Origin of the sequence: Allorhizocola rhizosphaerae, from assembly GCF_003426775.1 — a bacterium.
Lineage (GTDB): Bacteria > Actinomycetota > Actinomycetes > Mycobacteriales > Micromonosporaceae > Allorhizocola > Allorhizocola rhizosphaerae.
Genome location: NZ_QJUG01000033.1, coordinates 25917 through 51395, shown reverse-complemented (window position 1 = coordinate 51395; position 25479 = coordinate 25917). Strand labels below are relative to the sequence as shown.

Sequence of the window (25479 nt, the reverse complement as noted above, 5' to 3'; positions counted from 1 at the left end):
GGGCGGGTGGGTCGCGGTGGGAGGGGACAATGGCCGGGTGAAGGGGATGGTCGTTCTTCCGCCGAGGGTCGGCAACGTGCTCCGTCCGCGACCTTCCGCCGAAGGCCCGCAACACACTCGTCCGCGCGCGAGAGCCGCGTGGATGCCGTGTGGATGAGCCCGGATCGACTCGGCGATGGCGGCGCGCGAATGATTTTGAACTCGGTGGAGATGGAGTGGGCCGTGTCTGGTGACACTGTGGAATTGCTGGGGTTGGTGGCACACCCGGAGGGTGGGTGGTATAGGGAGACCTGGCGATCGGGGGTGGAGTTCGAGCCCGAGGGTTATGGGGGCACGCGAGCCGCGGCAACCGCGATTTACTTCCTGCTGCGGCCCGGCGAGGTGTCGCGGTGGCATGTGGTGCGGTCCGATGAGCTCTGGCTGTGGCACAGCGGCGGGCCGTTGACGCTGCGGATGCGGCTTCCCGAGGGCGAGACGGAGTTCGTGCTGGGGCCCGACTTGGCGGCGGGGCAGCGGCCGCAGGTGGTCGTGCCGGGTGGGGTGTGGCAGTCGGCGGAGCCGGCGTCGGGCGAAGAGGCGCTGGTGAGCTGCGTGGTCGCGCCGGGGTTCGACTTCGCGGACTTTACGATGGGCGAGTAGTGAACCTGGGCCTGCTGCGCAGCTTGCGTACCACGTTCATCGGCGCCGACCCCTATCAGGGGCCGAGCGCGCCGCTGCGTCGGCATTGGCTGGCGGCCATCGGGGTCGTGGCGCTGGTCGGGTTCGCCGCGATCGTGGTCGAGTGGGCGGACGACCGGGGCATCCCCATCCCTCTCGGCATCGGGCTCGGCGCGCTGAGCGTGGCCCCCATGCTGCTGCTGCGGCAGAGCCCGCTGTGGGCGTGGCGGGTCGCGTTCGTGGGCCTGCTGCTTGGGCCCGTGGACAACCGCACCGACACCTGGCCGTGGAACCCGGTGCAGATCATCATGATGGTCGTGGTGCTGTTCGTGGTCGCGCTGCGCGAGCCGGTCGGCGTCATCGTGTGGGTGGGCCTTGCCACGATCGCCCTTGTCCCCGTGTTCGCCAACTCGTTCAACCTGGGCGGCGTCGCGCTCGTTGTGGCGGCTGTCCTCGTACTAGGTGAGCAAATTCAGGTTCGAAGACGGGTGCAGGGTGATCTGAAGCAGCAGGCGCGGCGCAGCGAGGAGCTGACCGAGCGGGCTCGGCTCGCCCGTGATCTGCACGATGTGGTCGCGCATTCGATGTCGTTGGTGGCGGTGCGGGCCGAAACCGCGCCGTATCGCCTGCAAGAATTGCCCGAGCCGGTGCGCGAGGAGTTTCTGGCCCTGGCCGGGACCGCGCGGGAGAGCCTGACCGAGCTGCGTCGGCTGCTGGGCGTGCTGCGCACCGAGGCCGAGCCGGCGCTCGCGCCGCAGCCGACACTGTCCGATCTGGACGAGCTGATCGAGACGATGCGGCGAGCCGGGATGGATATAGATTTTCATGGGGTACCGGTTCCGCCCACGACTGCGTTGACCGTGTACAGGATTGTGCAGGAAGGGCTGTCCAACGCCGCCCGGCACGCCCGCGGGGCCCGGGTCGAGGTGACCGTCACGCCGAGTGTGGTGCAGGTGCGCAACGGGCCTTCGGACACCGTTGCGCAGCCGACTGGGCCGGGACACGGGCTGATAGGCATGCGTGAGCGCGTGGCCATGCTCGACGGGCGGTTCGAGGCCGGCCCGACACCCGACGGTGGATTCGTTGTCCGCGTGGAGCTGCCCGATGATTAGGATCCTCGTCGTCGACGATCAGCAGATGGTGCGGGAGGGGTTCGCGGCGCTGCTCGCCGCCCAGTCCGACATGCATGTCGTGGGGCAGGCGTCCGACGGGGTCGACGCGGTTGCCCAAACCCGGTCGGCGGGGCCGGATGTCGTGCTCATGGATGTCCGCATGCCACGCATGGACGGGCTGTCGGCGACGCGGCACATCACGTCTTCCTCGCAGGCACGCGTGCTGATGCTGACGACCTTCGATCTGGACGAGTACGTGTACGAGGCGCTGCGGGCGGGCGCCAGCGGATTCCTGCTCAAGGACGCGCCGGCGGCGGACCTCGTCCATGCGGTGCGCGTCGTGGCCGGCGGGGAGGCGCTGCTCGCACCGGCCGTGACCCGGCGCCTGATCGAAGACTTCGTGCGCCGGCCGTCGTTTACGGGAGTCAAGCCGGCCACGCTGCGGGCACTGACGGCACGCGAGACGGAAGTCTTGCGGCTGATCGCCCAGGGACTGTCCAATCAGGAGATCGCGGCCGCGTTGGTCGTGGCCGAGCAGACGGTCAAGACGCACGTGGGGCGGATCCTGGGCAAGCTGGGGTTGCGGGATCGGGCACAGGCGGTCGTCGTGGCGTACGAGTCGGGGCTCGTCACCCCTGGGAGCTAGGCTCAATCCCATACCGTGGTGTGACGCACGTGATCATGGTTGACGCACAGCGTTGCGGCCATGCGCCATACTCGTGTCGCCCTGCTCATCGCTTTGATGGCCATCGCTGTTCCGGTGCCGCCGGCTTCGCCGCCGCCACTGGCCGTGTCGACGGATTATGCGTCGGTGCGGGAGCGCATGACCCAGGCCGGGTTCGGTGAGCTTGCGCGGGATCGCAACTTCCTCGCGTTCGACCCGTCCGGGGACGGGCGGGCGGTGGAGGTGATCGGCGACCTCGCGTCTGCGCGGCGGATCGTGGTGCTCGTGCCCGGGGTTGATACCACACTGCGCGACTTCGACCGCGGGCTCGGGGGTGTGCCGCGGCGGGCGCCTTCGGTACAGGCCCGCGCGGTGTACGAGGCCGTCGGGTGGGCGCCCGATGTCGCGGTGGTGGCGTGGCTCGGGTACGACCCGCCCGAGGGGATGGGTGTCGCAGCCGTCAGGCGGGAGCGGGCGCTCGCCGGCGCACAGGAACTCCAGCGCTTTGTGCCGGCGCTCAATCCAAACGCGACATTCGTCATCGTCGGGCACAGCTACGGCACGGTCGTCATGGGCCTTGCCGCAGCATCGGGCCTCCCCGCCAATGTCACCGACCTCGTGGCCCTCGCCAGCCCCGGCCTGGGCGAGGAGTTCCGCCCCGAGGCCAGACTCTGGGGCGCGACTGCCGAAACCGATTGGATCAGGCGGGTACCGGCCGTGCGCCTCGCCGGTTTCGGCCACGGCCCCGATCCCGCAGACTCCGCCGCCCGCCCACTGCCCACCGACGGCGTCACCGGGCACGACGCCTATCTGGTGCCGGGTTCGACCACGCTGCAAGCCTTGGCCGGCATCATCCTCAATCAGGAGTAACGCCATCCAGACGGCGACCCCACCGGCGACGACCACCAGTCCGCCGACGGCGATGACGGTCCTCGCGGCGAGAAACTCGGCGACGGCGTCACAGGAGGAAATGCTTTGCCTGCACCCGCCGACCTTCATTTGCAAGCCGCAGAATACCGAGCGGCAAACCGCCGCACGCCGCTGTTTCACGCCCACCGACCGCGGCGCGCCCCTTGGACCAGCCAATCGCAGCACGCTGTTGCGATCGGCAGCGCACTGGGCCTATCGGCGCGCTGGTGTAAGGGCCGCGCCCTGCCAAGCGCTTCCGCAGTTTCCGGCGCTCGGGTGAAACGCGGACACGAAGATCCTCTGACACTCCCAGCGCATTGCCTCGGCCGACTGATCGCGGCGCTGTTTCGGCCCGTCGACCACGGCGCTGTTTTCGGCCAGCTGATTGCGGCGTGCTGCTTCGGTCGGCTGTTCGTGGCGATGTTTATCGGCCGGCTGTTCGCGGCGCGCTGTTTCGGGCCGGCTGATCGCGGCACTGAATGGGTCGGCTGATTGGGGCGAGCTGTTTTGGCCAGTGGATCGCCATGCGCCCTTGGACCGGTCGATCGCCACTCCCGGTATCGCCGCTCCCGGTATCGCAATATCCGGGATATCGTCGCCCCAGGCCGCGAAACCCACAGCAATATCCGGGATAACGTTGCCGCGCACACGGAAAGCCGAACAATATCCGGGATTTTGCACTACATCTATCAAGTGCCACAACAATATCCCGGATCCTGCAGATGTGGTGTTTGGTGGGGTGTGGCGGTGCTTGGTGGCGGTGTGGGTGTGGTGGGGCGTGCTGCCTGGTGGAGGGTCGAGCCTGTGCCGTTGCGCCTGGATGACACCACGCACGCGCTTAGGGGAACTGCGCGGACGAGGTTCGTGGTTGCGGGCGGCGAGGCTCCGGATATGAGGAGAATTGCCGTGGGCACGGTGGGCACGGTGGGCACGGTGGGCACGGTGGGCACGGTGGGCACGGTGGGCACGGTGGGCACGGTGGGCACGGTGGGCACGGTGGGCGCCGTGGGCACGGTGGGCGCCGTGGGCGTTGCCGTGGTGGTGGTGGCGGGTGTGGTGTTGCGCGATACCATCCCGGCCGCGGACGCTTGGCTGCTCGACAACGCCTATCTTGCGTCGGGCACCGTGGGCGCGGGCGTGGCACCGCGGTCAGTCGCGTGGGGACGCTCGTCTGCCTGGCGGCGCGCTCGTGGCCGGTGTGGCTGCGCGTGGCGTCGGCGCGGTGCCGGGCTCGTGTTGCGGGCGCTGCTTGTGGGCGTCCTTGGCGGATCGGTGCTCCTGCTTCAGCCCCTGATAGTGCGCGGCCGCAGACGGGGTCCTACCCGAGCGGTCACGCGACGATTATCACCGCGATCGCCGTCACCGCCATCGTCCTGTTGGATCGCTGGGCCGGGTGTGGCACCGAGCTGCCATTGTCGGCGGGCTCGCCGCGATCCTGCTCATATCGGCCAGTCGGGTCATGCGCGCCGAGCACTGGCTGGTCGACGTCGTGGCGGCGACGGTCGCGACGGCCGGGTCGGCCTGGTAGCGGGGACGGTGCTGCGGGTCGTCGAGCCTGGGCGCTCTAGGATGGGTGCGGCGGCGGGGTAGGAACCCAGTGCGATTCTGGGGCGGTCCCGCCACTGTGACCAGGCGTTTGCCTGGGAGTCAGGAACTCACTCGCCGCCGCTGCACCCCTACGACCCGGCGCGGACCGGATTTGGGAGGTACCCCGTGGCGGGGTTGTTGCTGTCCACTGCCGACACTGAGCTGCTTGCCGCGCGTGCGTCCGGCGCGCCGTGGGCGGTGGCGAATCCGAGTCGGATCGATGGTGCGCTACCGGAGGCCGACTTCGCGGTCGTGCGCCTGCTCGGTGGGCGCCAGGCATGGCCCGACGGGCTGGATGAGCTGCTGGCCAGCGGCATGCCGGTCGTGGTGCTGGGCGGTGAGGCCACGCCCGATGCCGCGCTGCAGGCCCTGTCCACGGTGCCGGCCGGGGTGGTCAGCGAGGCGCTGGCCTATCTGGTCGCCGGCGGCGCGCAGAACCTGCGCGAGTTGTACCACTTCCTGTCCGACACGCTGCTCATGACCGGTACCGGCTTCGCGCCCCCGGTCCAGACTCCCGAGTTTGGCTCGCATCCGCACGACACGAAGGACCGGCCCACCGTAGGAGTCGTGTACTACCGTGCCCACGAGCTGGCCGGAAACACCGGCTTCGTGGACGTGCTGTGCGAAGCGCTGCAGGCCAAGGGCGCCAACGCATTGCCCATCTTCTGCGCATCGCTGCGAAGCATCCCCGACGGATTGCGGGACCTTCTCGCACGCTGCGACGCGCTCGTCGTCACGGTCCTCGCGGCGGGCGGGGCCAACGCCGCCGACGAGGCGTCGTGGTCGGTCGACGCGCTCGCCGAGCTGGACGTGCCCGTGCTGCAGGCGCTGTGCCTGACGACCACCCGTGCCGCGTGGGAGGCGTCCGACGCCGCGCTGTCGCCGATGGACGCCGCGATGCAGGTCGCCATCCCCGAGTTCGACGGGCGCCTGATCACGGTGCCGTTCTCGTTCAAGGAGGCCGGGCCCGACGGCCTGCCGGTCTACGTCGCCGATCCGGAGCGTGCCTCACGCGTCGCCGGGATCGCCGTGCGTTACGCGCGCCTGCGCCGCATTCCCAACGCCGACAAGCGTCTGGCCGTCGTGCTCTCCTCCTATCCAACAAAGCACTCGCGCGTGGGCAACGCCGTCGGGCTGGACACCCCGGCCAGCGCGGTCGCGCTGCTGCGCGCACTGCGCGCGGCCGGATATGACCTGGGCGGTGGCTTCCCGGAGGACGGCGACTCGCTGATTCACGCGCTCATCGCGGCCGGCGGCCACGACGTCGAGTGGCTGACCGACGAGCAGCTCGCCGCAGCGCCCGCCCGGGTTCGGCTCGCGGACCTTCAGACCTGGCTGACCGGCGGGGTTGGACAGTCTATTGTGGAGGCTTGGGGCGAGCCGCCGGGCACGCTCTATGTCGACAACGGCGAAATTGTCTTGGCGTGCCTGCGCTTCGGTAACGTGCTGTTGATGATCCAGCCGCCACGTGGCTTCGGTGAGAACCCGATCGCGATCTATCATGACCCCGATCTGGTGCCGTCGCATCATTATCTGGCGGCATACCGCTGGCTCGACGAGGTGTTCCGGGCCGACGCCGTGATCCATCTGGGCAAGCACGGCACGCTCGAATGGTTGCCCGGCAAGGGACTCGGGCTCTCCGCCGATTGCGCGCCCGACCATGTGCTTGGCGATCTGCCTATGGTGTACCCCTTCATCGTCAACGATCCCGGCGAGGGCACGCAGGCCAAGCGCCGCGCCCACGCCACCATTGTCGACCACCTGATCCCGCCCATGGCCCGCGCCGAGTCCTACGGCGACCTGGCCAAATTGGAGCAGCTGCTCGACGAGCACGCGACCGTGCAGGCGCTCGACCCGGCGAAGCTCCCGGCCGTGCGTGCCCAGATCTGGACGCTCATCCAGGCGGCGCAGCTGCACCACGATCTGCACCAGCCCGACATGCCCGGGTCGGCTGACTTCGACGACTTCCTGCTGCACCTCGACGGGTACCTCTGCGAAATCAAAGATTCTCAAATCCGCGATGGCTTGCACATTCTCGGTTCTGCGCCGGTGGGCGAGGCTCGCGTCAATCTGATGCTGGCGATTCTGCGGGCGTGCGGGTTCAGGCAGGCGCTCGGACTGTCCACTGAGGATCGCTCCGATGTAGATGCTGCGGAGGCGAGGGCGCGCGCACTGGTTGAGCAGTGCGAGGCCAACGGTTGGGCGGCCCCGCCGGGCGACGACCGGGCCAGCGAGCTTTTGCGTTACGCGGCAAGGGAAATCGTGCCCCGGCTCGCCCGCACCACCGACGAGATCGGCGCGGTGCTGCGGGCGCTCGACGGGCGTTACATCGCGGCCGGCCCGTCGGGCTCGCCCACCCGCGGGATGGTCAACGTGCTGCCCACCGGGCGCAACTTCTATTCCGTTGATCCCAAAGCGATCCCGTCGCGCAACGCGTGGGACGTCGGGGTCGCGCTCGCCGAGTCGTTGCTGAGCAAGCATCGCGACGAGACCGGCGAGTGGCCGCGTACGGTCGGGCTCACCGTCTGGGGCACGTCGGCCATGCGCACGCAGGGCGACGATATCGCGGAAATCCTTGCCCTGCTTGGCTGCCGCCCGGTGTGGGATGAGCCGTCGCGGCGCGTCACCGGGTTCGAGGTGATCCCGCTGGAGGAACTAGGGCGGCCGCGCATCGACGTGACCGTACGCATCTCCGGATTCTTCCGCGATGCGTTTCCGCACGTGGTCGCGCTGCTCGACGATGCGATCACGACGGTCGCCGGATTGTCCGAAGTGGAAAACTTCGTACGGGAGCATGTTCTGTCCGATCTGGACGATCACGGCGACTGGCGCCGCGCCACCACGCGCATCTTCGGCTCGAAGCCGGGCGCCTACGGGGCCGGCCTGCTCCCGCTCATCGACGCGCGCAACTGGCGTGACGATCGCGACCTCGCCGAGGTTTACGCGGTGTGGGGAGGATACGCCTATGGGCGAGGGCTCGACGGCGTGTCGGCCCGCCCCGACCTCGAACGGGTCTACAAGCGGGTCTCCGTCGCCGCGAAGAACGTCGACACGCGCGAGCACGACATCATGGATTCCGACGACTACTTCCAATACCACGGCGGCATGATCGCCATGGTGCGCGCGCTGACGGGCGCCTCGCCGACGGCGGTCATCGGCGACTCGCACGTGCCCGACGCCGTCAAGACGCGCACGCTCGAAGAGGAGACCAAGCGCGTGTTCCGGGCCCGGGTGGTCAACCCGCGCTGGATCGCGGCCATGCAGCGGCACGGCTACAAGGGAGCGTTCGAGCTGGCCGCGACCGTGGACTACCTGTTCGGATACGACGCCACGGCCGGTGTCGTTGACGACTGGATGTACGAGAAGCTGGCCGAGTCCTACGTTTTCGACCCGGACGTGCGCGCGTTCATGGAAAAGTCCAACCCGTGGGCGCTGCGCGGCATCTCCGAGCGCCTGCTGGAGGCCGCAGACCGCGGGCTGTGGGCGTCACCCGATCCGGCGACCCTCGACGCGCTGAAGCAGACCTACCTGGCGGTCGAGGGCGACCTCGAGGGTTAAGGCCTCGCAGGCAAACCTCGACCGCGCCATCGCCCGGCGTCCTAGCGTCTCGCGGCCGTGCGCGCGGCGGCGGTGAGCGCATCAAGTCCTGGAATGCCGCAGACGAGATGTCCGGCGCTCTCCACCGCGGAGGCCCGGAATCGGTCGTCCATCGCCGGGTCGAGCGCCCCGCAGATCTGGCCGTACAGGAAGTTCAGCCACACGGCCAGGCCGGTGGCGAACAGCTCGGGGCCATCCGGCACCAGCTCACCCCCACCCAAGCGGTAAGCCGAGGCGACGGCCTGGCGAGCCAGCCAGCAGGCTGTCGGAAGGTCGGTACGCTCCGGCACGGTCCCATCAGCCCAGCGCTGAACCAGCCACGGTCGCCCCGTCGCGGGATGGTCCAACAGCAGATCGCCGCGGACCGTGGACAGCGTCTCGGGATTGGGCACGCCCGCAGCGCGGCAGGCGTCGGCGAATCCGACCTGCCACTCAATTTTGGCGACGTCCGGGCGTTGCGTGAGAAACTCCTTGGCCGCATATGACCCGGAGGACGTCACCAGGTGGAAGATCTCGCCGGCCCAACCCCGTGCGGCCGGCGTCCAGGCGATCATAGTGCCGACTCCGTACACCTCAGCGATGTGCTCCGGCCACTCCTCGTCAGACACCGCATCAGCTAACGACAGTTCCGCGGCCCTGGCCAAGCGGTTTTCCGCGAGTCGGGCAATCATTCGCCAAAAGCCAGGAACTCCAGCCAGTCTCCGCTGAAGTCAGGCCCCTAGGCGGTCAACAGTCCAATCCCGAGCGCGATCACGCCGGCCGCGAGTGATGCGGCGCCGAACCACAGGATGGCGATGAACCGGTTGGGGCCGGTCGCGCCACGGCCCGCGGAGCTCGCGAAAAAGCCTCCGGACATCAGGATGGCCGCGAGTGGGACGCCCCACCGACCGACCCAGCCGAGCACGCCGTCGACCCCGGCGGCGTCGGCCAGCAGCTGGCACACGAGCCCGAGCGTCACGAGCACGCCCGCATGCGCGTGGCCGGCACGGGCGAACGCCTTCTGGAAGTCGGTCATGGGCACGTGTCCGCGCACGATCTTCGTCATGAAGTATCCACCGAACTCGATGGTCACCACGCTCAGCAGCATGATGCCGGCGAGTGTCCGGCTCGCGTCGCTCATGTTCCACCCCGTCACTGTCTAGCTAGCATATGCCAGTGACGCTAGAGTCCGACCCCATCACTAGTCAACGTACTCTTAATAGTTACGTAGCCAACTGGGCCGATCTGGCGCTCCGCCTTGTCAACGAGCTCGCGACGGGCTGGGCGCGCGGGCGTCCCCACCCGCCGCCGACCGATGCGGCGGCGATCCTGCGGGTCATCCGCCCGGCGCAGACCCTGGCACACGGCGTCCACATCGCACCGTTGACTGAGGACGACGCGCTTGACCTGGCCGCGACCGTCACCCGCCTGCGCGCGGCCATCGACGCGTGTGTTGACGGAGAGGTACAGGATGCGGCTGAAATTCTCAATGAGGTGATGGCGGCCAATCATGCGGTACCCAATCTGCACCGGCATCCGGGCATGCCGTTCATATTCGCGTTTCACACCGGGGATCACACGGGGGCGCAGGCGCGCGCCGCGGACATGGCCGCGAGCCTGGCGCTGGTCATCGGCAGCGGGCGGGAGGCAAGACTGCGTCGCTGCGAGGCCGCCCGCTGCGACCGTGTGTTCTACGACACGACCCGCAACGCCTCGCGCCGATTCTGCGACCTGCAGTGTCAAAACCGGGCCAAAGCGAGCGCTCATCGAGCCCGGCGCGCCAGCACTTTGACGGATCGGGCCGAGTAGGACACGATAGCGAGCGAGCGGCAGTGGAGGAACCCGGTGTGAGTCCGGGGCGGTCCCGCCACTGTCACCGGGGAGCAGACCCTCACTCCTTGGCCACGGCCGTGCGAGCGGTTGGAAGGCCGAGGGCGAGCGACGATCCGGGAGCCAGGACACTCCGGCCGCTTGTTACATAGGCACTATTCGCGGGCGAGGACACCCGCGGAGAGGACTTGGGTAATGGCGCCGCCGTATCCGTTTTCCGCCGTGGTCGGGCTTGCCGACCTGAGGCTCTCCCTGCTGCTCAATGCCGTTTCACCCACTATCGGTGGGGTACTGGTCCGAGGCGAGAAGGGCACGGCGAAGTCCACCGTCGTGCGGGCCCTTGCCGGGCTGCTCCCGGCGTTGGAGGTGGTCGCGGGCTGCCGGTTCAGCTGCGACCCGGCCGCGCCGGATGCGGGCTGTCCCGACGCGCATCGGCACGAGGGTGTCGAGCGGCGGCCGGCGCGGTTGGTGGAGCTGCCGGTGGGCGCGACCGAGGACCGGCTGGTGGGAGCGCTCGATCTGGAGCACGCGCTCACGTCCGGGCACGCGCACTACGAGCCGGGCCTGCTGGCGGCCGCGCATCGGGGCGTGCTGTACGTCGATGAGGTGAACCTGCTCCCCGACCACCTGGTCGACCTGCTGCTCGACGCGGCCGCGATGGGCGAGGCACACGTGGAGCGCGACGGGGTCTCCGTGCGGCACACGGCCCGGTTCCTGCTCGTGGGCACGATGAACCCGGAGGAGGGCGAGCTGCGGCCGCAGCTGCTGGACCGGTTCGGGCTCGCGGTGGACGTGCGGGCCCCTCGCGAGGCGAGCGAGCGGGTCGAGGTGGTGCGGCGGCGGCTGGCGTACGAGGCCGACCCGGTGGGGTTCGCCGCGCAGTGGGCCGACTCGGACGCCTCGCTGAAAGGGCAAATCGAGGCAGCGCGGGATCGGTTGTCCAAGGTGGACCTGCCCGACGCCGAGCTCATGCGCATCGCGCACGTGTGCGCGGCGTTCGAGGTCGACGGCATGCGGGCCGATATCGTGGTCGCGCGGGCGGCGATGGCGTTGGCCGCGTGGCACGACCGCTTCACCGTGACCGCCGAAGATGTGCGCTTTGCGGCCCGGCTCGCGTTGCCGCACCGGCGCAGGCGCAATCCGTTTGACGCGCCGGGGTTGGACGAGCAGGCGCTGGATGACGCGCTGAACGAGGATCCCGAGCCAGAGCCGGATCCCGATCCTCCTCCCGGTTCGGCGCAGCCGCGGCCAGGCGATGGCAAGGCGCCGCGATCCGAGACCCGCACCGATGCGCCCCAGAATCCAGAGCGGGCAAAGCTTTTCGCGGTACCGGGGACGGGGCACGGAGCGGCGGGGCGGCGCTCACAGGCGCAAACGCGAACGGGCCGGACGGTGGGGGCCCGCCCCGGCGCCGCCTCACTGCATCTCGTCGCGACGCTGCGCGCGGCGGCGCGGTACCAGAAAAATCGCGGCCGCATCGACCACGGACCGGTCCGTTTGCGCAAAGACGATTTGCGGGAACGGGTCCGGCAGGGGCAAGAGTCCAATTTGGTGCTGTTCTGTGTGGACGCCTCCGGGTCGATGGCGGCGCGGCAGCGCATGAGCGCGGTGAAGACCGCCGTGCTGTCGCTGTTGCTCGATGCGTATCAGCGGCGCGACAAGGTAGGTTTGGTCACGTTCCGGGCCGATGGCGCGCAGCTCGTGCTGCCGCCAACGTCCAGTGTGGAGGCTGGCGCGGCACGGCTGCGCGAGCTTCCGACCGGCGGCCGGACTCCGCTCGCGGTCGGCCTGATGAAGGCGGCCGAAACGCTTCGCCTGCAACGGTTGCGCGACCCGCATCGGCGCGCGCTGCTCGTGGTGGTGACGGACGGCCGGGCGACGGCGGGCGGCGATCCGGGCGCGGCGGCTTCGGTGCTGGCGCGGATGGGCGTGGCGAGCGTGGTCGTCGACTGTGAGGCCGGGCACGTGCGGCTGGGGCTCGCGGAGGCGTTGGCGGTTCAGCTCGGCGCCGAACACGTGCGACTGGCCGCGGTCACGGCCTCCGATCTGCGGGCTGCCGCGGGAAGGCGGGCCGCCTGATGCCGCAGGGCAAACCGCCGCAGGTGCCCGACGACGGGCTCACGACCCGGCAGCGGCGGCGGTCCAATGTGCTCGCCGTGCACACGGGCACGGGCAAGGGCAAATCCACCGCCGCGTTCGGCATGGCGCTGCGGGCCTGGCACGTGGGCTGGCCGATCGCGGTGTTCCAGTTCGTGAAGAGTCCGAAGTGGAGGGTCGGCGAGGAGGCTGCGTTCCAGGCGCTCGGCTGCAGCGGGGTCGGCGGCTCGGTGACGTGGCACAAGATGGGCGAGGGATGGTCGTGGATCAAGAAGCCGGCCGGCGAGGATCACGCGGCCAATGCCGCCGAGGGGTGGGCGCAGGTCAAGCGCGACCTCTTGGCCGAGCGTTACGCCTTCTACGTGCTCGATGAGTTCACCTATCCGATTCACTGGGGCTGGATCGATGTGCACGATGTGGTCGACACCTTGAAAAGCCGTGGCGGCACACAGCACGTCGTCATCACGGGCCGATATGCCGCGCCCGAGCTCATCGCTGCGGCCGATCTCGTCACGGAGATGGGCAAGGTCAAGCATCCGATGGATGAGGGGCGCAAGGGCCAGGCGGGCATCGAATGGTAGGCACGTTTCCGAGGCTCGTCATCGCCGCGCCGGGGTCGGGGCACGGCAAGACGACCGTCGTCACCGGACTGCTGAAAACCTTTGCGAAGCAGGGGATCGCGGTGGCGGGATTCAAGGTCGGCCCGGACTACATTGATCCGTCCTATCACGAGCTGGCCTGCGGGCGGCCCGGCCGCAACCTCGATCCGGTGCTCGTGGGCGAGGGGCTCATCGCGCCGCTGTTCGCACACGGGGCCGCCGCCGCAGAGGTGTCCATTGTGGAGGGGGTGATGGGCCTGTACGACGGCCGCAGCGGCGCGGGCGGCCTCGGCTCCACCGCGCACGTCGCCCGCCTGCTCGACGCGCCGGTGGTGCTGGTCGTGGACGCGCGCGGGCAGGGCCGCTCGATTGCCGCGCTGCTTCACGGGTTTCGCACCTTCGGCGCGAGCGTGCGCATTGCGGGTGCGATTCTCAATCAAGTGGGCTCCGACCGGCATGAGCTGGTGCTGCGCGAGGCGTGTGCGGAGGTGGGCGTGCCCGTGCTCGGCGTGCTGCGCCGTAGCGTGCCGGTGGCCGTGCCATCGCGCCACCTCGGCCTCGTGCCCGTCGCCGAACGCGCCCCCGAGGCGGTCCACGCCGTCGAAGCCATGGCCTCGCTTGTCGCCGGCGGCGTGGACCTTCCTGCCCTGCTCGCGCTCGCCAACAGCGCCCCGTCCCTGCCCGTGCGAGCCTGGGCGCCGCCGGTCACTGTCGTGAAAGGACGGCCGACGGTCGCCGTCGCCGGTGGTCCCGCCTTCTCTTTCGGGTACCGTGAACAGCTCGAACTGCTCTCGGCGGTCGGCGCGGAGGTGACGTCGTTCGACCCGCTGCGCGACGAGAAGCTGCCCGACGGCACGGCGGCGGTCGTGGTCAACGGCGGCTTCCCCGAGGTCTACGGCGAGCAGCTCGCGGCAAACGAGCCGCTGCGCCGGCAGGTGCGCGACCTGGCGCTGTCGGGTGCGCCGGTCGTCGCCGAGTGCGCCGGCCTGCTGTGGCTGGGCCGGATGCTCGACGGCCACGAGATGTGCGGCGTGCTCGACTCCGTGGCGACGATGACCGACCGGCTCACGCTCGGCTACCGCGATGCGGTGGCGGTGACGCCGAGCGTGCTCGCCGGCGCGGGCACGCGCGTCACGGGCCACGAGTTTCACCGGACTCAGACCACGCCCGAGTGCGGCCCGCGCCCCGCCTGGTCGGGCGCGTCCGGCGGGTTTGTGCAGGCGGGCGTGCACGCGTCATATCTGCACACCCACTGGGCCGGATATCCGGGCTTCGCCCAGCGGTTGGTGGAAGCGGCGGCGGCGTCATGCGGCTGATCGGCGTCGGCGTCGGCCCGGGAGACCCGGAGCTGTTGACGCTCAAGGCATTGCGTGCCCTGCGCGAGGCGGGCCGGGTTTTCGTGCCCGTGCTGCCGGGTGAATCCCCCGGGCGGGCCGAGCAGACCATTCGCGCACACATCGACGGCTCGCGCATTGAGCGCCTCCCGTTCGCCCTCAACGAACGCGCCGACGCGGCCCGCCGCGAGCGATATTGGGACGCGGCCGGAAGCCGTGTGGCGCAATGGATTCGGGATACGGACGGCACGGCTGCGTTTGCCACGATCGGCGACCCGAACGTGTATTCCACGTTCAGCTATCTCGCTGACACCGTGCGGTCGCTGGTGCCGTCGGTGCAGATCGACACCGTGCCCGGGATCACCGCGATGCAGGCGTTGTCGGCGGCCGCCGGAATCCCGCTCGTCGAAGGGTCGGAGCCGCTTGTCCTGCTTCCCTTGGCGCACGGCGCATCCGCACTGGACGGGGCCCTGGGGCAGGGCGGCACGATCGTCGCGTACAAGGGTGGGCGCCACCTGGCCGACGTGACCGCGCGCCTCAAAGCCGCAGGCGCTCTGGACCGGGCGGTCATCGGCACCCACCTTGGCCTGCCGGGCGAACACATCGCACCGCTGTCCGAGGTGGACGATGCGCCATATCTGTCGTCCATTCTCATCCCGCCGTTGCGCGGTCACCGAGGCGGCAAGATATGAGGGTCGTGTTCGTCGGGGCCGGGCCCGGCGCGGCCGATCTGCTGACCCTGCGCGGGGCGGCTGCGATCGCTGCGGCCGACGTGGTCATCTGGGCCGCCAGTCTGGTACATCCGGACGTGCTGGCCCACGCCCGCCCCAACGCGCGCATCGTCGACTCCGCGGCGCTCACTCTCGAACAAACCCGTGCGCTGTATGAGGAAGCGGCCCGCGACGGGCTGACGGTCGCGCGCATCCACTCCGGCGACCCGTCGCTGTGGGGCGCACTCGCCGAACAACTCGACGCCTGCCGGGAGCTGGGCCTGGACACCGAGGTCATCCCGGGGGTGTCGTCGTTCACCGCGGCGGCGGCCGCGGTGCAGCGCGAACTCACCGTGCCCGAGGTGGCCCAGTCGGTGATCCTGACCCGGCTTGAGGGCGGAAAGACGCCCATGCCGCAGCGGGAATCGATCCGAGCGTTCGCCGCGCACGGTACGACCATGGCAATCTTTCTCTCGGCGGCTCGCTCCGGTCAGCTGGCGGTCGAGCTGGAGGCCGGAGGCTACCCGCCCGAAACGCCGGTTGTCGTTGCCTATCAAGTGACGTGGCCCGACGAGCTTGTGTTGCACTGCACAATCAGGACACTCGAAGAGACCGTCAAGGCGCACCGGCTTTGGAAACACACGCTGTTTCTTGTGGGGCGCGCACTGGAACAGTCGGGCACGCGCAGTCATCTCTATCATCCGGGCCACTTTCATGGGCACAGGCGGGCCGATCCGGCGGCTCGTGCGGCGCTGCGGGCACGGCGATGAGCCAAGACGAGCCCGAGCTGCGCGAGCCGGATCTGCCGCGCACGGCCAAGGTCAGGCCCAAGGCGCTGCGCACCGGCTGGACGACCGGCACCTGCGCGTCGGCCGCGGCCAAGGCGGCGACAATGCTGCTCGCGAGCGGCGAACCTCCGCGCTGGGTGGAGGTCGCGCTGCCGTCCGGCCGGCGCGTCACCTTCGCGGTCGCCGAGTCCGGATTAGACGGTGACCTGGCACGTGCGGTCGTGGTCAAAGACGCGGGCGACGACCCGGACGTGACGCACGGCGCGCATCTCACCGCGACCGTGCGCTGGCATCCCGGGCCCGGAATAAGGATTGAGGGTGGAGAGGGAGTCGGCGTCGTCACGAAACCGGGGCTGGGTCTCAAGGTCGGCGGTCCGGCCATCAATCCGGTGCCGCGCGCGATGATTACGCAGGCCGTGGCGGAGGTTGCGGGTGCGCGCGGCGTCGAGGTGACCGTTTCCGTGCCCGAGGGCGAGCTGATGGCCCGCAAGACCACCAATCGCCGTCTCGGCATCCTGGGTGGCATTTCCATACTGGGTACCACCGGAATCGTCCGTCCATTCTCGACGGCTTCATGGCGCGCGAGCGTGATGCAGGCGGTCGCGGTCGCGGCGGCGCAAGCAGAGACGACCGTTGTCCTTTGCACCGGCGGCCGGACGGAGGCGGGCGCCACGGCGCTGTTGCCAGAGCTGCCGGAGGTTTGCTTCATCGAGGTGGGCGACTTCACGGGTGCCGCGCTGAGGGTCGCTGTCGAGCAAGGGATCGGGCGGATCGTTTTCGTCGGCATGATAGGCAAGCTCACGAAGCTCGCCGCCGGAGTGCTGATGACACACTACACGCGATCCAAAGTGGATGTTTCGCTGCTCGCGCGGTTTGGCGGTGACCCGGTCGAGGTGGCGGCGGCCAATACGGCGCGGCACGTGTACGAGTTGTGGGAGAGCGCGGGCGTTCTGCGCTCGGCGGGTGATCGGTTGTGTGCGCGGGTGCGGGATGTGCTGGTGCGCTTCACCAAAGGCGCGCTGGACGCCGACGTGGCGATGGTGGACTTCACGGGCAGGGTGGTCGTGGCGGCGACGCGCGCGGAGTGGGTCGCATGACGACCGTCACCGTCATCGGCTGTGACGGCAGCGCAATCGATCCCGCTCTGCTGTCAGGTGCCACGCTGGTTGTTGGGGCGGCTCGGCATCTGTCCGGTGTGGACGTTGAGGTCGAGCGGATAGTCCTCGGTCCGCTTGCGCCCGCGGTTGAGCGGATCGCGGCGCATGAAGGCGACGTCGTGGTGCTCGCCAGTGGAGATCCGGGATTCTTTGGCGTCGTGCGTGCCCTGCGTGCTGCGGGCATACGTCCGCGGGTCATCCCGGCGGTGTCGAGTGTTGCGGCGGCGTTCGCCCGTGCGGGCTTGGATTGGGACGATGCTGTTGTCGTGTCCGCGCACGGGAGGTCGCTCGGCAGGGTCGTCAACGTGTGCCGGGCACATCCGAAAGTGGCGGTGCTGACCGGGCCTGGGGCGGGCCCGACTGAGCTCGCGGCCGCGTTGCAGGGCGTGCCCCGGACTCTGCTCGTGGCGGAAAACCTTGGCACGCCTCAGGAACGGATGGCGGGCGATCCGCCGTGGGCGTCGCTCAACGTGGTGCTCGTGATTGACCCGTCCAGGGTGGATGGTGCTGGTCCTCGTTGGATCGCGGGGGTCGGGCCGGGCCCGGCTGGGTGGGCCCTGCCGGAGAAGTCGTTCGCCCATCGGGACTCCATGATTACGAAGGCCGAGGTGCGTGCGTTGGTCTTGGCGCGACTCGGGCCGCGGGTCGGTGACCTGGTGTGGGATGTCGGGGCAGGCTCGGGTTCGGTGGCGGCGGAATGCGCCCGCTTCGGCGCGGCCGTCGTCGCCGTCGAGCGCGACCCGGAAGCGGTTTCGCTGATCGAGCGAAACACGAGCGAGCTTGGCGTGCAGATAGTTGCCGGGTCCGCGCCCGCGTGCCTGGCGGACCTGCCCGATCCTGACGCGGTGTTCGTGGGCGGGGGCGGGCTCGGCGTGCTCTCGGCATGCGCGCGGCGGCGGCCCGCCCGGCTGGTGATGGCCGTCGCGGGGGTCGAACGGGTCGGCCCGGCGTTGCGTTGCATGGGCGAGGCCGGATACGAGGCCGAGGGCGTCGCGCTGCAGGCTTCCCGGCTCCATCCGCTGCCGGATGGGACGCACCGGCTCGCACCGGTCAACCCGGTGTTCGTAGTGTGGGGAGAGCTGTCGTGATTGGATTGGTCTGGACCACGGAGGCGGGCCGGTGCATGGCTTTGGGGCTCGCGGAGGCCTGGCCGCGCGAGTGCACCGTCCATGATGGACCCGTGCGGGAGCAGTTGGCTCATGCCTGGGAAGAGTGCACCTCCATTGTCGCGTTCCTCGCCACCGGAGCGACCGTGCGCCTCGTCGCGCCGCTGTTGAGCGGCAAGCAATCCGACCCCGCGGTGGTCTGCGTTGACGAGGCCGGCCGCTACGCCGTCGCGCTGCTGGGTGGGCACGAAGCCGGGGCCAACCGGCTGGCCGAGCGGGTGTCGGAGGTTCTTGGGGCGCAGGCGGTCGTGACCACGGCCACGGATTCGGTGGGCTTTCCGGGGCTGGATATGATGGGGTTCAAGGTGGGAAACCCCGAGCGGCTCGCCGGCGTGAGCCGTGCCATGCTCGACGGTGCTCTGGTGGCCTGGAAGTCCGACGACCAGTGGCCCGTGCCCGCGCTGCCCCCCAACGTGGGCGACCACCCCGCCGCGCCCCACGCCGTAGTCATCACCGACCGCTGCGTCCGCTCGCCGCAAGCGTCCGACCTGGACGTTGCCGCCTCGGGCGCGCTCGTGCTGCATCCGCCGTCGCTCGTGCTGGGCATCGGCGCCAGCCGCGGCGTGGCCAAGGGCGAGATCGCTGCGCTCGTCGATCAGGTGCTGGCCGATGCGCGGCTCGCGGCCGAATCGGTGCGGTGCATCGCGACCGCCGACATCAAGGCCGACGAGGCCGGGCTGGTCGAGTTTGGCGAGGAACGAGGCTGGCCGATCCTCACCTATTCTGCCGCACAACTAGCCGCCATCGAAGTCCCCCATCCGTCCGAAGTGGTCCGCGAAGCCGTTGGCACGCCAAGCGTTTCCGAGGCCGCCGCCCTGCTCGCCGCGCGAAGCCGTGGCCGCGAAGCGCGCCTCATCGTGCCAAAAACGGTGTCAGCAAGGGCCACCGTGGCGGTGGCGAGGCTCGTGCCGCGCGGGCGTCTGGCCGTCGTCGGGCTCGGGCCGGGCGCCGCCGATCTTCGAACACCCAGGGCCACAACGGAACTGCGCCGCGCCGCCATCGTGGTCGGGCTCGACCAATACGTCGATCAGATCCGGCACCTGCTGCGCCCCGGGACCCGCGTCGTGGCGAGCGGGCTCGGCGCGGAGGAGGAGCGCGCCCGCACCGCCGTCGAGCTTGCCCGCCAAGGCAATGCGGTCGCGCTCATCGGCTCGGGAGACGCGGGAGTCTATGCAATGGCCTCGCCCGCACTGGAGTTTGCCTCCGGAGACCTTGACATTCATATGGTACCGGGCGTGACCGCCGCCCTCGCCGCGAGCGCGCTGCTTGGCGCCCCGCTCGGGCACGACCACGCCTACATTTCCCTATCCGACCTGCACACGCCCTGGCACGCCATCGAACGCCGGCTCTACGCGGCCGCCGAGTCGGACCTGGTCGTGTGCCTGTACAACCCGCGCAGCACGCGCCGCACGCACCAGTTGCCCGAGGCTCTCGCGATCCTGGGCAAGCACCGACCACCCGACACACCCGTCGGCATCGTGCGCAACGCGTTTCGGGACGCCCAGCGCATCATCCGCACCACACTGTCCGCACTCGACCCCGATGACGTGGACATGAACACCGTCGTGATCGTGGGCTCCTCCAGCACCCGTGAAGTCAACGGGCGCATGGTCACGCCGCGGGGATACCAATGGAAACAGTAGTCATCGAAGCGTGCCAGGGCTGCGGAGCGTGCCTGCTCACCTGCCCCACCCACGCGATAAGGCCGGTCGGCGGGAAGCTGCACGCCCTCGGTCATCTGTGCAACGGCTGCGGCGAATGCGTGGAGGTGTGCCCCGTGGACGCGATCAGACTGGTCCACCCGATCGAGGCCGAATCCTATCGCATTTTGCGCTCCACAGTGGACACCGCGCGCCTCCAGCCATTGAGCCGCAACGTCGCCGAGCGCATCATCCACACCACCGCCGACCCAGCTTGGCGGGACGACCTCGTGCTCGACGAACGCGCCTTGTCCCAAGGCGCGCAGGCGCTTGCAGAAGGCGCCCCGCTCATCGTCGACGTAAACATGGTCGCGGCCGGCATCACCCGCTATCCAACGATCTGCCACATCGACAACACACCCGAGCCCGGCCTGACCCGCGCCGCCACCGGATTCCGGAGGGCCGCGAGGCAATACCCGACCGGCGCGGTCTGGGTGGTCGGCAACGCTCCGACGGCACTCTACGAACTTCTGCGGCTGTCCCAAACCAACGCGGTGACGCCCGCCCTCGTGATCGGACTGCCCGTCGGCTTTGTCGGCGCAGCCGAGTCCAAGCAGGCGCTGCGCGAGACGACCCTGCCCCAACTATCGAACGTCTCCGCCCGCGGCGGCGCGGCCGTGGCAGCGGCGGCAGTCAACGCGCTCCTCTACGGAGACCCACTGAAGGAGGACCGGTGACGACACCGCCCGCATTGCTGATCGCCGGGCACGGGACAGCCGATGAGGCCGGGGCGGAGGAGTTTCGCGCCTTCGCCGACCGGGTGGGCAAGCGGCTCGCGCCCCGCTCCATCGCGGTCGCGGGCGGGTTCATCGAACTGTCGCCGCCGCCCATCGCCGACGCTGTCGCCGAACTGGTCTCCGGCGGCCGCACCCGCATCGCGGCCGTCCCGCTCATGCTGGTCGCGGCCGGTCACGCCAAGGGCGACATCCCTGCCGCGCTGGCCCGCGAGAAGCTCCGTCATCCGGGCCTGACGTTTGCCTACGGCCGCCCGCTCGGTCCACACCCGACCGTCCTATCGCTTCTCCGAGAGCGCCTGAGCGAGGCCGGATCCGACCCCGGCACCATGGTCCTGCTCGTCGGCCGCGGCTCGACCGACCCCGACGCGAACTCCGAAGTCGCGAAGGTCGCTCGCCTTCTGGCCGAAACCACCGACACGGCCGGAGTCGAATACGCGTTCGTCTCACTCGCGCCGCCCAATGTCGCGCAAGGGCTCGCCCGCTGCGCCGCGCTCGGCGCCCGCCGTGTGGTGGTGCTTCCATACTTCCTCTTCGGCGGCGTCCTGCCCGACCGCGTCAAGGCCCAGTCAGTCCACCCGGGTCTCGACATCGGCGTCGCGGGCGTGCTCGGTGACACCGACGCCCTCGCCGACCTGGTCGTCGAGCGCTATACCGAGGCGCTTGCCGGTGACATCAGAATGAATTGCGATTCTTGTGTGTACCGCGTCGCGCTTCCCGGATTCGAGACGAAACTGGGTGCGCCCCAGACGCCGCACCATCACCCACACGATGGCCATCACCAACATGGGTTTGACGGTCACCACCACTAACTGGCAAGGTAAGTCCAACAGCTAAACAGCGAGACGACGGTGTGCAGGAAGCCAGTGCAAATCTGGGACGGTCCCGCCACTGTGACCGGGGAGCGCCCCCGCATTCGTTTGGAGGCCACGGCCGCGTCAGCGGTTGGAAGGCGTGGGGTGCGTGCGAGATCCGGGAGTCAGGACACTGACCCGTCGTCATCCCAACCCGGGGCGGTGAACCCCGTAGAGGAGGTAAGGCATGTCCGAGATGATCGTGCCTGAGGCCGCGGCGCAAGAGTCGGTCGGCAGGCTCAGGGATCTGATGCTCACCGGCGTTGTCGTCGCGGGCGCACTGCTCATGCTCTATCTGGTGCTCCTGTCGCAGGGCATCTACCTGCACGAGTTCAACCACGACGGCCGGCACATGTTCGCGGCGAACTGCCACTGAGCATGAGCCTGTTATCGCTTGTCGGGCGCGGTGGCCTGGCCGGCGCGTGCGCCGGCCTCGCCTCTGGGCTCGTGTCGCTCCTAATGGGCGGGCCGCTGCTCGACCGCGCCATCGCCCTTGAGGACTCGCATGGCGGCGACGAGGTGTTCTCCCGGGACACCCAACAGGTGGGGCTGCTCGTCGCGGCGGTGCTGATCGGCGTGAGCCTCGGCCTGATTTTCGGGGTGCTTTACTGGTACCTCCATAAAAAGGATCTTTTGAAGGATCCCTGGGGTCGCTCGATGCGCCTTGCGGGTGCGGGTTTTCTGGGCGTGAGCCTGCTGCCGTTTCTGCGTTTCCCGGCCAATCCGCCCGGGATCGGCGATGCTGACACTGTGGACACTCGCAATGCCGTGTGGCTCGCGGCGGTGGTCATCAGTGTCGCGGCGATTGCGCTCGCGTGGCGGATCGCGGCGCCGGGCCAGCCGGTGCGCCAGCTGGCCGCGGCCGGTGTGGTCGTCGCCGGGCTGGCGCTGCTGTTCGCGCTGCCCGGGTCGGTTGACGTCGACGGGTTCCCGGCGGGGCTGCTGTGGTCGTTCCGCTTGGTGTCGTTGCTGACGCTCGCGCTGACCTGGGCCGGCATCGGCGCCGGCTTCGGCCTGGCGGCCGTGCGGCAGGCGCAACGGATCGCGGTGACCGCCACCGCATGAGCCCGACCGTCACCGTCTGCCGCGACTGTTGCTGCGGCAGCACAGCGAAACATCCCGACACCGACCACAATGGACAGATTGACATCCTGCGGGCCGCTGGAGTGCTTGTGCGCGTGAGCCAATGCTTGGACGTGTGCGAGCATTCCAATGTGCTGGTGGTGCACCGGCGCAGGCGGGTCTGGCTCGGTGGCATTCACGATGCCGAGACGACGAAGTGGGTGGCGCAGTGGGCCGTCTCCGGCGGGCCGATCCCGGATGCTTTGCGGCCGTTTGTCATCGAGCGCCCGCGTAAGCCGTCGGCCGGGCGGGCGCGAGAGGAAACCACACGGTCTGGCAGCCGGTCGTGGCGGGCGGGGGGCCGAGGCGAGACGCCTGCGGCCATTCAGTCGCCGGCCGGGCGGGCGCGAGAGGAGGCCACGTGGCCTGGTAGCCGGTCGGGGTGGGCGGGGGGCCGAGGCGAGACGCCTGCGGCCTTGGAACACGGCGATGCGCAAGGCTGACATCGCCGGGCTGATCGCCGGTTACGCGCTCGACGCGGTGGCCGGCGATCCGAGGCGTTTTCATCCTGTCGCGGGGTACGGATCGTTCGCGGCGGCGGTCGAAAAGCGCGTTTACGGGCCATCGCGCGGGCGCGGCGCGCTGTTCACCACGATCGCGGTCGGCGTTCCGGTGGCGGGTGCGGTGATAGCCCAGCGGTTGGCGAGAAGGCCGGTTGCCCGGTTCGCTCTTGTGACGGCGGCGACGTGGGCGGTGCTCGGTGGGCGATCGCTGCGGCGCGAGGGCCGGATGCTCGCGTCATCGCTCGAAGCTGGAGACATCGCCGCGGCGCGGGAGCGGTTGCCCAACCTCTGCGGGCGCGATCCATCCATGTTGGACGAGCCGGAATTGGCGCGCGCCGCGCTGGAGTCGGTCGCGGAGAACACGTCCGATGCGGTGGTGGCGCCGCTGGTGTGGGGTGGGATTCTCGGGCTGCCGGGGCTTGTCTTCTATCGAGCGGTGAACACTTTGGACGCGATGGTGGGTCACCGGTCGCCGCGCTATGAGCGGTTCGGCACGGCGTCGGCCCGGCTCGATGACGCGGCCAACCTGGTGCCGTCGCGGCTGACGGCCTTGCTGGCGGGGGCATTCGCGCCTGCGGTGGGAGGGTCGACGCGACGCGCTTGGTTGGCGTGGCGGGCATACGGACGCAGGCATCCCTCGCCGAATTCGGGTCAGTGCGAGGCTTCGTTCGCGGGGGCGCTCGATGCCCGGCTCGGCGGGACCAATGTCTACTTCGGACGCTCAGAATCCCGTCCAGAGCTTGGGTTTCCGTCCTCGCGCCGCCCATTGCCAGATGATGTCCGCCGGGCGGCGGTGTTGAGCGGGCTCGTGGGGTTGGGCGCGTTGGCGGTGGCCGTCGCCGTGAGGGGTGCGCGTCGTGGATGACGCGTTGCTTGCGCACCACGGGGATTCGGAGGTCGGGCCGGGGCTGATCGATCTGGCCGTGAACGTGCGCACGGATCCACTGCCCGACTGGCTGGCCGAGCCGATCCGGTCCAGTTTGGACGATCTGGCCCGCTATCCGGACGGAGCGCAGGCGCGTGCGGCGGTGGCGGCACGGCACGGGCGCCCCGTCGAGGAGGTGTTGCTCACGGCCGGGGCCGCGCAGGCGTTCACGCTTGTGGCGCAGGCGTTGCGCCCGGGTCGTGCGGTCGTGGTGCACCCGCAGTTCACTGAGCCCGAGGCGGCGCTTCGTCAAGCGGGCCAAGCGGTTGAGCGCGCCGTGCTTCCGCCCCCATTCGTCCTCGACCATGCACTGATTCCGGCCGAGGCGGACCTCGTCGTGATCGGCAACCCCACCAATCCGACCTCGGTCCTGCACCCGGCTTCGGTCATCGAGCGGTTGGCCCGGCCTGGGCGGGTCGTGCTCGTGGACGAGGCGTTCGCCGACACGATCCCGGGCGAGGCCGAGTCCGTCGCCCATCGGCGGGATCTGCCCGGGCTGGTCGTGGTGCGCAGCCTCACGAAGACGTGGGGATTGGCCGGATTGCGGGTTGGTTATGTGCTTGGGCCGGCCCCGATCATCGCTCGGCTGGAGTCGGCTGCTCCACTCTGGCCGGTCAGCACGCCCGCCCTCGCCGCGGCCATCGCGTGCAGTTCGCCTGTCGCGGTCGTGGAGGCCCACCGGATCGCCCTGGCGCTCGCCGACGACCGGGCACACCTCGTCGGCCTGCTCGCGCAGCTTCCGGGCGTGGCGGTCGCGGGCACGCCCACGTCCTCTTTCGTGCTGGTTCACTTGGCAGGCGCCGACCGGGTGCGGTTGGCGTTGCGATCGCGCGGCTGGGCGGTGCGCAGAGGTGACACCTTCCCGGGCCTCGGGCCTGACTGGCTGCGGATCGCGGTTCGGGACCACGCGACCATGTCGGCGTTCGCATCGGAGCTCGCTTATATCCTTGGCAGGCATGAACGAGCGCCTCATCCGTGACCTCGTCGAGTCGGTGTGGAACGGTCGCGCCTGGGATCGCCTCCCCGACTTCTTCGCCGCCACGTTCGACCACTCCGGCCGGCCCGACACGCCGGCCGGACTCCGCGCCTGGCACGAGTCAGACTCGCAAACCTGGTCGGACACCCACTACGAGATCGCGGACCTCATCGCGACCGGCGATCGCGTCGCCCTCCACTGGCGAGCCACCGCGCGCCATACCGGCCACTGGGGTCCGGTCCCGCCCACCGGCAGGACCATCGCCTGGGACGGCGTGCACTTCTTCACCGTGCGTGACTCCCGCATCGTCGCGATGTGGGCCACGGCCGACATGTTCACCAAGGCTCTGCAGTTGGGCGTCACCATGACCCCACCCGCACGCTGAGCTGGCATTGCTCCCGCTCGGCGGGCAAAAGAAGAGGCTCGTTCGAACAGCCACGGGGGAAGCCATTCGAACGAGCGCTGCGGGCAACCTTACA

25 protein-coding genes, 1 pseudogene and 3 riboswitches are annotated in these 25479 nt (G+C 69.7%); of the genes and pseudogenes, 23 read left to right on the top strand and 3 right to left on the bottom strand.

The features are described 5' to 3' along the window. Window positions 1-210: 210 nt before the first annotated feature. From DM816_RS09595 to DM816_RS09580, 4 genes are read left to right on the top strand one after another with little or no spacing between them, the layout of a single operon-like run. Window positions 211-639 (top strand): cupin domain-containing protein, encoded by a 429-nt coding sequence (locus tag DM816_RS09595; RefSeq protein ID WP_117209805.1) that lies wholly within the window; start codon window positions 211-213, stop codon window positions 637-639. After that, window positions 639-1769: a sensor histidine kinase gene (locus DM816_RS09590; RefSeq protein ID WP_117209801.1), complete on the top strand. Its 1131-nt coding sequence runs from the start codon at window positions 639-641 to the stop codon at window positions 1767-1769. The genes DM816_RS09595 and DM816_RS09590 overlap by 1 nt, the downstream gene beginning before the upstream one ends. After that, entirely contained in the window at window positions 1762-2415 is a 654-nt protein-coding gene (locus DM816_RS09585; protein WP_117209800.1) for a response regulator, read from the top strand. The genes DM816_RS09590 and DM816_RS09585 overlap by 8 nt, the downstream gene beginning before the upstream one ends. Window positions 2416-2475: 60 nt before the next feature. Continuing rightward, window positions 2476-3303: an alpha/beta hydrolase gene (locus DM816_RS09580; RefSeq protein WP_117209799.1), complete on the top strand. Its 828-nt coding sequence runs from the start codon at window positions 2476-2478 to the stop codon at window positions 3301-3303. 252 nt (window positions 3304-3555) lie between these two features. Here DM816_RS09580 and DM816_RS42350 read toward each other — a convergent pair whose 3' ends face one another. Beyond that, window positions 3556-3990, bottom strand: coding sequence for a hypothetical protein (locus DM816_RS42350; RefSeq protein WP_162907279.1), 435 nt, complete (start codon window positions 3988-3990; stop codon window positions 3556-3558). A 243-nt stretch (window positions 3991-4233) separates the two neighbouring features. On the opposite strand from DM816_RS42350, the gene DM816_RS09570 reads away from it, so the two are divergent. Then, a complete protein-coding gene (locus tag DM816_RS09570; protein WP_162907275.1) occupies window positions 4234-4932 on the top strand; it encodes a hypothetical protein in 699 nt (232 codons plus the stop codon). Further along, window positions 4905-5051, top strand: a riboswitch (adenosylcobalamin (AdoCbl) riboswitch). Its footprint overlaps the gene before it by 28 nt. Window positions 5052-5055: 4 nt before the next feature. Then, window positions 5056-8487, top strand: coding sequence for a cobaltochelatase subunit CobN (locus DM816_RS09565; RefSeq protein ID WP_117209796.1), 3432 nt, complete (start codon window positions 5056-5058; stop codon window positions 8485-8487). Window positions 8488-8528: 41 nt separating this feature from the next. On the opposite strand, the gene DM816_RS09560 is transcribed toward DM816_RS09565, so the two are convergent. Both DM816_RS09560 and DM816_RS09555 read right to left on the bottom strand, forming a co-directional pair. After that, complete coding sequence (locus tag DM816_RS09560) at window positions 8529-9134, bottom strand: protein kinase family protein (RefSeq protein WP_117209795.1); 606 nt, start codon at window positions 9132-9134, stop codon at window positions 8529-8531. A 110-nt stretch (window positions 9135-9244) separates the two neighbouring features. Next, the gene (locus tag DM816_RS09555) at window positions 9245-9646 is read right to left on the bottom strand and encodes a hypothetical protein (protein ID WP_117209794.1); all 402 of its coding nucleotides are present in this window, start codon (window positions 9644-9646) and stop codon (window positions 9245-9247) included. Window positions 9647-9681: 35 nt separating this feature from the next. Here DM816_RS09555 and DM816_RS09550 point away from each other — a divergent pair, with 35 nt between their 5' ends. The 17 genes and pseudogenes from DM816_RS09550 (at window position 9682) to DM816_RS09470 (ending at window position 25385) form a co-directional block, all read left to right on the top strand. Beyond that, window positions 9682-10314, top strand: a complete 633-nt coding sequence (locus tag DM816_RS09550) for a CGNR zinc finger domain-containing protein (protein WP_162907278.1) — start codon at window positions 9682-9684, stop codon at window positions 10312-10314. A 1-nt stretch (window position 10315) separates the two neighbouring features. Continuing rightward, a riboswitch (cobalamin riboswitch) is annotated at window positions 10316-10491 on the top strand. 39 nt (window positions 10492-10530) lie between these two features. Then, complete coding sequence (locus DM816_RS09545) at window positions 10531-12414, top strand: magnesium chelatase subunit D family protein (RefSeq protein WP_117209792.1); 1884 nt, start codon at window positions 10531-10533, stop codon at window positions 12412-12414. Continuing rightward, complete coding sequence (gene cobO, locus DM816_RS09540; RefSeq protein ID WP_117209791.1) at window positions 12414-13013, top strand: cob(I)yrinic acid a,c-diamide adenosyltransferase; 600 nt, start codon at window positions 12414-12416, stop codon at window positions 13011-13013. Before DM816_RS09545 ends, cobO begins: the two co-directional genes overlap by 1 nt. Beyond that, complete coding sequence (locus DM816_RS09535; RefSeq protein WP_117209790.1) at window positions 13007-14347, top strand: cobyrinic acid a,c-diamide synthase CobB; 1341 nt, start codon at window positions 13007-13009, stop codon at window positions 14345-14347. The genes cobO and DM816_RS09535 overlap by 7 nt, the downstream gene beginning before the upstream one ends. Beyond that, window positions 14338-15057: a precorrin-2 C(20)-methyltransferase gene (gene cobI, locus DM816_RS09530; protein ID WP_117209789.1), complete on the top strand. Its 720-nt coding sequence runs from the start codon at window positions 14338-14340 to the stop codon at window positions 15055-15057. Before DM816_RS09535 ends, cobI begins: the two co-directional genes overlap by 10 nt. After that, window positions 15054-15845 (top strand): precorrin-4 C(11)-methyltransferase, encoded by a 792-nt coding sequence (cobM, locus tag DM816_RS09525; RefSeq protein WP_117209788.1) that lies wholly within the window; start codon window positions 15054-15056, stop codon window positions 15843-15845. Before cobI ends, cobM begins: the two co-directional genes overlap by 4 nt. Next, window positions 15842-16960, top strand: coding sequence for a cobalt-precorrin-5B (C(1))-methyltransferase (locus tag DM816_RS09520; protein ID WP_117209787.1), 1119 nt, complete (start codon window positions 15842-15844; stop codon window positions 16958-16960). Before cobM ends, DM816_RS09520 begins: the two co-directional genes overlap by 4 nt. Then, window positions 16957-18108, top strand: coding sequence for a precorrin-6y C5,15-methyltransferase (decarboxylating) subunit CbiE (gene cbiE / locus DM816_RS09515; RefSeq protein ID WP_117209786.1), 1152 nt, complete (start codon window positions 16957-16959; stop codon window positions 18106-18108). Before DM816_RS09520 ends, cbiE begins: the two co-directional genes overlap by 4 nt. A gap of 35 nt (window positions 18109-18143) precedes the next feature. Continuing rightward, on the top strand, window positions 18144-19829 hold the full coding sequence (gene cobJ, locus DM816_RS09510; protein ID WP_117209785.1) for a precorrin-3B C(17)-methyltransferase: 1686 nt from the start codon (window positions 18144-18146) through the stop codon (window positions 19827-19829). Continuing rightward, complete coding sequence (locus DM816_RS09505; RefSeq protein WP_117209784.1) at window positions 19817-20563, top strand: precorrin-8X methylmutase; 747 nt, start codon at window positions 19817-19819, stop codon at window positions 20561-20563. The genes cobJ and DM816_RS09505 overlap by 13 nt, the downstream gene beginning before the upstream one ends. Continuing rightward, window positions 20560-21429 (top strand): annotated as a pseudogene (locus DM816_RS09500) (sirohydrochlorin chelatase); the annotation flags it as partial. The gene DM816_RS09505 and the pseudogene DM816_RS09500, both read left to right, overlap by 4 nt. 23 nt (window positions 21430-21452) lie before the next feature. Beyond that, a riboswitch (cobalamin riboswitch) is annotated at window positions 21453-21631 on the top strand. Between the two features lie 30 nt (window positions 21632-21661). Next, complete coding sequence (locus DM816_RS09495) at window positions 21662-21850, top strand: CbtB domain-containing protein (RefSeq protein ID WP_211588611.1); 189 nt, start codon at window positions 21662-21664, stop codon at window positions 21848-21850. A gap of 2 nt (window positions 21851-21852) precedes the next feature. Continuing rightward, window positions 21853-22539 (top strand): CbtA family protein, encoded by a 687-nt coding sequence (locus DM816_RS09490; protein WP_117209782.1) that lies wholly within the window; start codon window positions 21853-21855, stop codon window positions 22537-22539. Then, window positions 22536-23039 carry a hypothetical protein gene (locus tag DM816_RS43675; RefSeq protein WP_211588610.1) on the top strand — a complete coding sequence of 168 codons (504 nt, stop codon included), beginning with the start codon at window positions 22536-22538 and terminating at the stop codon, window positions 23037-23039. The genes DM816_RS09490 and DM816_RS43675 overlap by 4 nt, the downstream gene beginning before the upstream one ends. Further along, the gene (locus DM816_RS09480) at window positions 23026-23964 is read left to right on the top strand and encodes a cobalamin biosynthesis protein (protein ID WP_117209781.1); all 939 of its coding nucleotides are present in this window, start codon (window positions 23026-23028) and stop codon (window positions 23962-23964) included. Before DM816_RS43675 ends, DM816_RS09480 begins: the two co-directional genes overlap by 14 nt. Beyond that, window positions 23957-25003, top strand: a complete 1047-nt coding sequence (gene cobC / locus DM816_RS09475) for an Rv2231c family histidinol phosphate aminotransferase CobC (RefSeq protein ID WP_117209803.1) — start codon at window positions 23957-23959, stop codon at window positions 25001-25003. The genes DM816_RS09480 and cobC overlap by 8 nt, the downstream gene beginning before the upstream one ends. Next, window positions 24981-25385, top strand: coding sequence for an ester cyclase (locus DM816_RS09470; RefSeq protein ID WP_117209780.1), 405 nt, complete (start codon window positions 24981-24983; stop codon window positions 25383-25385). Before cobC ends, DM816_RS09470 begins: the two co-directional genes overlap by 23 nt. The last annotated feature ends 94 nt before the right edge of the window (window positions 25386-25479 follow it).